A 7,792-nucleotide genomic window follows, 5' to 3' on the forward strand; every position below is an offset into this window, starting at 1 on the left:
CGTTAATATCATTTAAGGTACAAACTTGGCTAAAAGCATATTGGTCTAATTTATTATTATCCGCTAATAACACACAATTCTCAGAAACTTGAATCATAATATTTTTTAATTTGGCATTAACTTCACTGCCATCTCGAACGCCAGTTTCAATATTGAATCCTTGGCATGATAAAAATAACGTTTTAATTTGAAAGCTACGGATAATACTTTCAGAAATGGGACCATGAAAATCATCATGGCGTTCTGAATACTCTCCACCAATGCCAATGACGCGAACGCGGTCTCGGCATGCTAATGCTTGAATGATTTTGACGGAGTTGGTGACCACCGTAATATCGATATCGGGTATTTGCCTCGCCAGAAACCAGCATGTGCTGCTGTTATCCATCATGATGCAGTCACCCGGCTGAATAAACTTCAATGCTGCTTTGGCGATTTTCATTTTCGCATCTGGGTTCTCTTCCGTTCTCTTACGAAAGGATTCTGCACCATCGACCATCTGACTAAGTTTGACCGAAGAGGGCATTACATTCAGTACCGGGCTTTCATCTTGTTCAGTGGCAACCGCACCGCCAAAACTACGAATTAAACGTTTTTCACGTTCTAGTACCGTTAAATCCCGGCGAATAGTTTCTTGAGAGACGTGACAAAGTTGAGCTAAATCGCGCACTAACGCTGAGCCATGTTGAGAAACATGGGAGCAAATTAATCGGTGGCGTTCAGCTTGTAGCATCTCAAAACTCCTATTCAGCCCATGGCATTTATTATTTCTGTGACAAACATTCTTTCCGCGATAAACATTCTTTCCACGATAAATAGTGTGCCAGCGCTGAATTTTTTTTGTCGTGATTCGACTCATGTAATAACGGATAGAAACAAACAAAGCTATTTATAGAGTCATTGGTCACGTTTATATGAAACAAGTATTTATATTTTCATTTTTATCGTTAATCAGATCACTAAATATGGCGGTATATAGTCAGAAACTAGACGAATCATTAATCAACTTTCACATATTCGGGCATTTTTAGTAGGCGTATTTTTGTTTTAGTTAGACCGATTGTGACCGAGTGTGACTGATTTATGTTGTTTTGTTAATGATTTGTAAAGTGCTGGGCTTTTTTATTCAGCTAAATCTGTTTACCTTAATAATCAGAATAACGTCTATTCATCGACAGTAAATAGAGAATAAAAGAGAACCTTGTCGTTGATATGACTCGCTATTTTCATATCGTATTCACGCCATCTTTTTACACCTAGGGAGGTAATCATGCTGGAAACATTAAAACAGCAAGTATTTGAGGCGAATCTTGAATTACCCAAACATAAGCTAGTGACGTTTACGTGGGGTAACGTAAGTGGAGTAGACCGCGAAGCCGGTTTGATGGTGATTAAGCCTTCCGGGGTGGATTATGAAACCATGAAAGCGGATGACATGGTGGTTGTTTCATTAACCACTGGTGAAGTCATCGAAGGAAAATATAAGCCTTCTTCTGACACTGATACCCATTTAGCGCTATATCAAGCTTTTCCCGAGATTGGTGGTATCGTTCATACCCATTCGCGCCATGCAACTATTTGGGCACAAGCTGGCCTACCACTAAGTGCATTAGGCACTACACATGCCGATTATTTTTATGGTGAAATACCTTGCACCCGTAAAATGACAGAAAGTGAGATAGCGGGTGAATATGAGAGAGAAACTGGGCATGTGATTATTGAAACATTTAAACAGCTCGGAATTTCTGCAAAGGATATTCCCGCGGTATTAGTCCATAGCCACGGTCCTTTCGCTTGGGGTAAAGATGCTCATAATGCGGTACACAATGCAGTGGTATTGGAAGAGATTGCGTATATGAATTTATTTACGCGTCAATTGACACCTCAAATTGACGATATGCAGCAAGAATTACTGGATAAGCATTATTTACGTAAACATGGGAAAAATGCGTATTACGGACAAAAGTAGAGTTTATTTCTTTTTAAGTACGTTATTTTAAGACTATTCATTTTATTGTTAATAAGTTGATAAATTTATTTTTCATTTAATTGAAAGGTTTTAACTCGCTCAGTGTCTATTGAATGCCATATACAATTACCTATAGCAAATTATCTATAACAAATTACCTATAACAACGGCCACGGAAATATTATCGTGGCTTTGCCATGCAAAAATATTTTTATCAGGGTATAGGGTTAAATTGTAAGTCGGTTTAAACTGGCGCGGTGTATTGGTGATACTGAGTGGAAAGGACATGTCTAATCGAGTACTTTTTCTATTTTTGACCTTTTTCGTTAATCTTTTTTCTGTTTCACATGCTGCGGATATAAAAAATAATAATTTAATTATCAGTGGTTCAAAAGCGATCAATCTTGATAATTGGGAGCTTGTAGATGTACCTCCCAAATTGATTCAGACAAAAGCGCCAGAAAACATCTTTGCTATTGTAGGCGGTCAAATGCGTATTGTTGGAGAGATCAATCCAGACAATGGCTTTTACGCCTATAGTCCAAATGGTGACTATAATGCCCTACAGTTTGGTAATGATTTCGCTTATGTTAAAAGCACTCAGATATCCAAAAAGAAGCCTCGGAATATCCCTGAAGATGACCGTTTAAACGATCTTAAAAACCCAGTTTATGACTATTTGATTACAAGCCAAAAAACGCCAGTATTCAGTGCAACTGACGAAGATTCGCGGCAAATCGCCTCTTTATGGGAAAATCTTCGCTATCCCGTGTTGGCTCGAATGATCAAAACGGATGAAGATGGGGACAAAACCTCATGGTTAACCATTCGTCTCGGTGATCGCTTGGGTTATGTTCGCTTAGATGATGTGGCGATTGATAAAGGCATTCCTATTTTTACTTATCACCATATTCTCGAGGACAGTGAAAATAAAAACTTTCGCCATACTTCGACGACAACCTCGGTTGATGCTTTTCGTGAGCAAATGAATTACCTCAAAGAGATGGGGTATCAAACATTATCGCTCGAAGATGTGGAAGGTTATTTAAATAAGAATGCAAATTTACCTGGGCGTGCTGTGGTACTCACGTTTGATGACGGGCTTAAATCCGTTTATCGCTATGCATTGCCTATTTTAAGAGATAACCAGCAACAGGCGACGCTGTTTGTCATCTCTTCGCGCATAAAAACTCAGCCGCAAAAATGGGATCCGGATTCTCTGCAATTTATGAGTAAACAGGAAATTAAAGAGAGCCAAGATGTTTTCAACATTCAATCTCATACTCACTTTTTACATCGCTTAGATAACCGTAATAACCCGATTATTTTTAGCCGTAAAGAGCACACTATTATGCTGGATTTTAAACGTTCAATGAAAGCGTTGGCGAAATTCGAAAAAGACCAGCGTTATTTAGCTTACCCGTTCGGCGCCTATAACCAAACGGCGATTGATGCGGCAAAAGAAGCAGGCTTACATATTGCGGTGTCTACCATCCAAGGTAAGGTCAAGCTCGGTGATAACCCTTATGCACTAAAACGCCTGTACGCCTACAGCACTGACCCGATTAGCAAATTTGCTTTGATGGTAGGCAATAGCGAACAGGATGTGGTGAATAAGAACGTTGTCGTTGATAAATAAGTTAAAAGACCTTGGGTGCAGCACGAAAAAGGCCCAAGGTTTTATTCGCTTTGCGCTGAACATGTTGCCATTTCGGCTGTTAACCATTGGCGGAAATATTGTGTTAATGGGTTGAGTTCAGCGTCTTTATGAATTAGCCATGCCCATTTAGCGCCTGTTACGCGCTGCTCTGTAAGTGGAATTAATTGCCCTGAATTTAGAGCGTGTGCAGCGAGTAATTGACTGACTAATCCGATCCCCAATCCTTGACTGACGGCATCTAATAACAGACTAGGATCTGAAAAGTTCACTCCTTTTTGTGATTGTCCAACCGATTCACCACCGCCAATAACCCAGTTACTCCAATCCATTTCTCGCTCGCCGTGTAGCGTTAAGGGCGATTTAGCACCAAGCAGACTAGGGTGGCAAGCTGGGTAGAGACTATCCTGATATAACACTTCAAAAGTACATTCATTTTGTATGGCTAGGTCATCACGGATAGCAATATCAATCGTTTCCATTTCCATATTTGGTGCGTCATAGGTAGTGAATAACCAGATATCAATGTCAGGGTGTTGTTGTTGAAACTGTCCAAGTCGAGGTAATAGCCAGTGACGAGCAAATGCAGGCGTTGTGTTCACAATAAGTTGGTTAGATTTTCGATACTGATCGAGCCTGCGTACCCCAATCGCTAATTGTTTCAATGTATCCTGAACACTAGTGTAAAAATCCTGCCCGGCATCCGTGAGCGTGACACGGCGTCCTTGTCGAATAAATAGTGGCTGCTCAAGCTGGCTTTCTAAACTACGAATTTGCTGACTAATTGCAGATTGTGTGACATGCAATTGCGCTGCGGCTTGATGGAAACTTCCCAATCGGGCGGCCGCTTCAAACCCGCGTAATGCATTTAATGGTGGCCAATATTTTAGCATGCTTGATAAGCTCGTCTAATCAGTTGTGCGCTAATTATATCGTTAGTTTTATTGCTATCAAGGGCATTAAGATAGGTGTATTGAAAATCACTGAATAGTATTACTTATCATAATGAGTATTAAGGAACCCAGTATGCAGACTCGTCGTCAGTTTATCCGACAAACCTCAGTCATTAGTGCTATAGGCGTTGCAGTCTCTTTTGGCATATCAACGGCTGCAATAGGGAATTCGCGGAGTGAAAAATGGGGAATGATGCCAGATGAAGGGGAATTACAGCAGTGTGCTTTCATTGCCTTCGGCGCCCAAAAAGCAATTTGGGGTGAATTCACTACAGATGTGCAAATAACATTAGGGAGCATCGCTAAAGCGATTGCTAAGTACCAGCCAGTGGTGGTTTTTTGTCGAGAAAATGAGCGTCAGTTAGCTGAGAAAATGTGTGGTAGCCAAAATACGCGTTTTATCACGACAGAGCTCGATGATATATGGATGCGTGATATCGGAGCCAATTTTGTGGTTAATCCAAAAGGGGAGCTCAATGCCGTTGATTTTAATTTCAATGGTTGGGGTAATAAGCAGCAACATTATCACGATACCCAATTGGCAAAATTTCAAGCACAGCATTTTGGTGTGATTACCCCATTTATCAGTCGCTTAAATGGAGAGGGGGGAGGGATTGAGGTTGATGGTCATGGTACAGGGATGATGACGGAAAGTAGTTGGATAAATGATAATCGAAACCCTAATTTAACCCGAGATCAGATAGAGGAAGAGCTAAAAAAAGCATTAGGACTACGTAAAATCATCTGGTTGCCAGGTATTAAAGGGAAAGACATTACGGATGCGCATGTTGATTTCTATGCGCGTTTTGTAAAGCCAGGGGTTGTTTTGATGAATCTCGATAATGATCCGAACTCCTTTGATTATGAAGTCACACGTAAGCACATGGAGATTTTGGAAAATGCGACGGATGCTGGCGGCCGAAAACTGAAAATTTATACGATGTCGCCGCCTAGCGTTCTGCGCCAAACTCGTTTTAGCCTAAATAACCCTGATTTTGCCGCAGGTTATATTAATTACTTTGTTATTAATGGTGCCGTTATTGCACCTGAATTTGGGGACAATCAGGCTGATGATGATGCGAAGCAGCTCCTTGAGATGTTATACCCAGACCGAGACATTATCATGCTTAATATTGATGTCATTGCAGCGGGAGGGGGTGGGATACACTGTGTAACTCACCAATTACCCGTGCATAATGGCCGAAGATAAAAAGCGCGAAACAAAAAATTGCCTACTTTAATGTGAGTAAAGTAGGCAATGATGTGGAAGATTTATCGTACTAGGTCATTATTTAACGCATTTCTTGCAGGTGTCATTCTGCACAATATCAAAGAAGTTATTACCTTTATCATCCACCAGAATAAAGGCAGGCAACCCTTCCACTTCCATTTTCCAGACCGCTTCCATACCTAACTCTGGGTATTCGAGGCAATTTAAGCTTTTCACGAATTCTTGGGCCAAAATAGCCGCGGAGCCGCCAATGCTACCAAGGTAAAAACCGCCGTGTTTTTTACAGGCGTCAGTCACGGCTTGGGTACGGTTACCTTTTGCCAACATTAACATACTACCGCCATGGGATTGGAATAGGTCAACGTATGGGTCCATACGGTTACCCGTTGTTGGGCCTAAAGAACCCGACACCATATCTTCAGGTTTTTTCGCAGGACCTGCGTAATAGACCATATGATCTTTAAAGTATTGTGGTAAGTCTTCACCATTATCTAAGCGCTCTTTGAGTTTGGTATGGGCGATATCGCGAGCGATGATCAGTGGACCACTGAGGGATACACGGGTCGATACAGGGTGTTTACTCAACTCGGCCAAAATATCTTTCATTGGGCGGTTGAGGTCGATATGAACTACGGTTCCTTCTGCCTGATGTCGCATCGATTCAGGGATATATTGCGCTGGGTTATGCTCCATTTTCTCCAGCCATAGGCCGTCTTTGGTGATTTTTGCTTTGATATTGCGATCAGCAGAGCAAGAAATGGCTAAACCGATCGGGCAAGAAGCACCATGGCGAGGCAAGCGAATAACACGCACATCGTGGGCAAAGTATTTACCGCCGAATTGCGCACCAAAGCCGAGATGGCGTGACGCTTCTAATAACTCATTTTCTAGCTCAACATCACGGAATGCACGGCCATACTCATTACCTGTCGTTGGCAGGTTATCATAGTATTTTGCTGAAGCCAGTTTGGCTGTTTTCAGCGTGGTTTCTGCGGAAGTACCGCCGATAACGAATGCGATATGATACGGTGGGCAAGCGGTTGTCCCTAAGTTTCTCATTTTCTCAACTAAGAAGTTTTTCAACTTAGCCGGGGTCAGCGTTGCTTTAGTTTCTTGATAAAGGGCAGATTTATTTGCAGAACCGCCGCCTTTGTTAACAAACAAGAAATGGTATTCATCACCCGTGGTGGCAAAAATATCAAATTGCGCGGGCAAGTTGGTGCCTGTATTGACTTCGTTGAACATATCCAGCGGGGCATTTTGCGAAAAACGCAGGTTTTCGTGTTGGAAAACGTTATAAATGCCTCGTGAGAGGTATTCTTCGTCATCACAGCCAGTCCAAACTTGTTGGCCTTTTTTCCCGACGACGGCAACGGTTCCCGTATCCTGACAGTTTGGCAGAATACCTTTCGCAGAAATCTCGGCGTTACGCAGTAATTGCAGTGCGACATACTTGTCGTTTTCACTGGCTTCTGGATCGTGCAAAATCGCGGCGACTTGTTTTTGGTGGGCAGGTCTTAAAAAGAATTGGGATTCATAAATTGCATGTTCAGCAAGAAGGGTTAAAGCCTCTGGCTCGATTTTTAGCATTTGCTTCCCAGCAAATTGCTCTACAGAAACATATTTATCAGAGACTTGGTAATATTCAGTTTTATCCTCAGACAACGGATAAGGTTCTTGGTAAAAAAACTCTTTATTAGCCATTTTGCTCACTCACATATTAATTTTAGCGGAAAATATAAGAAATAAATTATTTATAGGCTTTTTATTCTAAATGCCGCTTGTTTTGTCAGGCGGGATAATCGTTTATAGGGATAATAGTCTGAATGTAATTAGAATAATTACCCATTATATTCAAAGGGATGTAAAAGAAAATATGACTTTGGTTAAACTTTGCCAAGAAACTAATATTCAAATTCAAAGTATGAAGCTAATCACATAAATTAATTATGGGTATTGGGTTTAACTATTTGTTATTCATG

At 41.2% G+C, this 7,792-nt stretch carries 6 protein-coding genes; 3 read left to right on the top strand and 3 right to left on the bottom strand.

The genetic code is table 11. From position 1 onward, the window contains the following. A partial coding sequence (locus JK188_RS15345) for a DeoR/GlpR family DNA-binding transcription regulator (RefSeq protein WP_211888665.1) occupies positions 1-733 on the bottom strand: 733 nt, incomplete at its 3' end. 537 nt (positions 734-1,270) lie between these two features. Here JK188_RS15345 and araD point away from each other — a divergent pair. Both araD and JK188_RS15355 read left to right on the top strand, forming a co-directional pair. Continuing rightward, on the top strand, positions 1,271-1,969 hold the full coding sequence (araD, locus tag JK188_RS15350; protein ID WP_211886967.1) for an L-ribulose-5-phosphate 4-epimerase: 699 nt from the start codon (positions 1,271-1,273) through the stop codon (positions 1,967-1,969). Positions 1,970-2,255: 286 nt separating this feature from the next. After that, positions 2,256-3,608, top strand: coding sequence for a polysaccharide deacetylase family protein (locus JK188_RS15355; protein ID WP_211886969.1), 1,353 nt, complete (start codon positions 2,256-2,258; stop codon positions 3,606-3,608). A 41-nt stretch (positions 3,609-3,649) separates the two neighbouring features. On the opposite strand, the gene JK188_RS15360 is transcribed toward JK188_RS15355, so the two are convergent. Beyond that, positions 3,650-4,519 (bottom strand): LysR substrate-binding domain-containing protein, encoded by an 870-nt coding sequence (locus JK188_RS15360; protein WP_211886971.1) that lies wholly within the window; start codon positions 4,517-4,519, stop codon positions 3,650-3,652. 133 nt (positions 4,520-4,652) lie between these two features. On the opposite strand from JK188_RS15360, the gene JK188_RS15365 reads away from it, so the two are divergent. After that, positions 4,653-5,789 carry an agmatine deiminase family protein gene (locus JK188_RS15365; protein WP_211886973.1) on the top strand — a complete coding sequence of 379 codons (1,137 nt, stop codon included), beginning with the start codon at positions 4,653-4,655 and terminating at the stop codon, positions 5,787-5,789. A gap of 78 nt (positions 5,790-5,867) precedes the next feature. Here JK188_RS15365 and JK188_RS15370 read toward each other — a convergent pair whose 3' ends face one another. Further along, positions 5,868-7,514 (bottom strand): fumarate hydratase, encoded by a 1,647-nt coding sequence (locus JK188_RS15370; RefSeq protein ID WP_211886975.1) that lies wholly within the window; start codon positions 7,512-7,514, stop codon positions 5,868-5,870. Between the last annotated feature and the right edge of the window lie 278 nt (positions 7,515-7,792).

Origin of the sequence: Providencia sp. JGM181, from assembly GCF_018257375.1 — a bacterium.
Lineage (GTDB): Bacteria > Pseudomonadota > Gammaproteobacteria > Enterobacterales > Enterobacteriaceae > Providencia > Providencia lanzhouensis.